The sequence below is a fragment of the Noviherbaspirillum humi genome (genome assembly GCF_900188095.1).
GTDB classification, from domain to species: Bacteria; Pseudomonadota; Gammaproteobacteria; order Burkholderiales; family Burkholderiaceae_D; genus Noviherbaspirillum; species Noviherbaspirillum humi.
Genome location: NZ_FZOT01000042.1, coordinates 1 through 2,108, shown reverse-complemented (window position 1 = coordinate 2,108; position 2,108 = coordinate 1). Strand labels below are relative to the sequence as shown.

The window sequence follows — 2,108 nt, the reverse complement described above, 5'->3', positions numbered from 1 at the left end:
AACTCTTCGGTGAAGGTCAGCTTGTACAGGCTGGCATCCTGGCCGAACGGCGTGGGGCTGGCGGCCGGTGCGGGAGCTGGCGCAGGCGCCGGTGCAGGTGCGGGAGCCGGTGCCGGCGCCGGAGCTGGTGCAGGTGCCGGAGTGGATGCCGGCGCGGGTGCCGGAGCAGCAGTCGTCGCCGACGACGGAGCAGGCGAAGGCGATGCCGTTACGGCAGGGGTCTCGGTTGTCGCAGTCGCCTCGCTGGAAGCTGCCGGCGTTGCGGTGGTGGTCGCGGTGTCCTGGGATGCGTTGGACGCCAGGGAAGAATTCAGGCTGGTGCTGGAATTGGCGCCGCTTGTCGCGGCAGAGGTGTCGCCGCCGCTTCCGCCGCCGCAAGCGGTGATCAATACGGTAGCGCAAGCGCTGGCGAGGGTGGACAAGGCAAAGCGATGGAACGGTGACTTGGACATGGAGATTTCCCTTGGTAAAGACTTGATGATTCTCAAAAGCAAGTCCTTCTCAGAGCTTTGCTCTGGGGAAATGGTTCCAAAAAAATTGAGGATTCAGAGAAATTTTCTTTCACCGCGATTAAGGCTGGCTATTTCGCTGTCACTTTCACCAATCAAGGCGTCAACGAAATTTTCTATCAGATAACGGTTCCTCGGTGCCCTGGGGAAACGGCCACGCCTTTCTGAAAATGAAAAAAGCCGGCATAGGCCGGCTTTCGTCTGTTCGTCCGGCATTGAAAACCGGACAAGCGCAGGGGGAAACTCGCTTACTTGAACTGCCAGGCGCGGACGTAATTCACTTCATAGGAATTGGTCTTGCCCTGCGGGGTCGAGTTGTCGGGCGTGCCCGAAGCGCTGCCAAACCACAGGTCCAGCATCAGGTACATCGGATCGGTCATCGCGGTGTTCACCGTGAGTACTTCCTTGCCATCGAAATAATAGGTCTGCTTGTTCGGCTCCCACTTCACCGCGTACTTGTGGAATCCGGCCGACAGGTCGGTGCCTTCGGTGATCATCTTGAAGCCGACCTGCTGGCCCTCGTAGTCGCCCTTCCAGACGGTCGCTGCATAAGTGGTCGGAATCGACACGCCCGAACCATCGGTGTAGCCCCAGCCGCTGCCGCCGGCATAGGCTTCCATGATGTCCATCTCGGGACGGCGGTCGCCGATGTGGTTGAACAGCCAGAATGCCGGCCAGGTGCCTTTGCCCTTGGGGAGCTTGGCTTCCATCTCGAAGTAGCCGTAGGTCTGATAGTACTTGCCGTCGGTGTCGATGGTGCGGTTGAAGAAGTTGCCGGATGCGTCACGCTGCGGCCAGATCTTCAGCACGCCGTCTTCCACGGCGTAGTTCTTGGTGGCGTTGCCCGCCTCGTACCAGATGCGGTCATTCCACAGGCTGGTGTCGAAGTTGTTGAATTCTTCGGTGAAGGTCAGCTTGTACTGGGAAGCATCCTGACCGAACGGAACGGCGACGACGGTGCCGGCCTGGGTCGTGGTCGTGGTCGTGCCGCTAGCCGCAGCGTCGGCCGTGTTGACGGTGGTGCTGGTGCCGGTCGCGGTGCTGGCGGCGGCATTGGAAGTGGAACCCGAGCTGCTTGCTGCGGTTGTCGGCTGAGTCGCAGCAGCGTCAACCGATCCAGTGGACCCACCGCCGCCACAAGCGGTCAGGAGCACGGAAGCACAAGCGCAGCAAAGCGCGGACAGGGAAAGTTCTTTAAGCGATTTGGTAAACATATTTTTCTCCTTCAGATTGATGCCATCGTTCTCAAAGGCAAGTATCCCTATGAGGCTTTCTCGCCAGAAATGGTTCCGAAAAATCTGAAAGATTTGGAGAAATATTTCTCCAAAGTATGGTCCTTCTGTACTCAACGGCAATGAAAAGTTCTCTTTTCTCAATAAAATTGCCGAGTCCGAAGTCCTGGAGGCATGGACCACGACCGGAAAACAAAAAGACCGGCCAAGGCCGGTCTTGTGAATGCAGCAATAGTGAACGGAGGCTTCCATTGAGCGGCCTGCGGGCCGCATGCCCTTCCCTGCTTACTTGAACTGCCAGGCGCGGACGTAATTCACTTCATAGGAATTGGCCTTGCCCTGCGGGGTCGAGTTGTCCGGCGTGCCC

The 2,108-nt window shown here is 58.5% G+C and carries 2 protein-coding genes; one reads left to right on the top strand and one right to left on the bottom strand.

Translation table 11 applies throughout. The features are described 5' to 3' along the window. The coding region (locus CHB88_RS25360; RefSeq protein ID WP_217900228.1) for a hypothetical protein at positions 1–636 on the top strand (636 nt) is incomplete at its 5' end. 121 nt (positions 637–757) lie between these two features. Here the strand turns inward: CHB88_RS25360 and CHB88_RS23990 are convergent. Beyond that, on the bottom strand, positions 758–1,723 hold the full coding sequence (locus tag CHB88_RS23990; protein WP_089401883.1) for a glycoside hydrolase family 16 protein: 966 nt from the start codon (positions 1,721–1,723) through the stop codon (positions 758–760). Positions 1,724–2,108 lie beyond the last annotated feature (385 nt).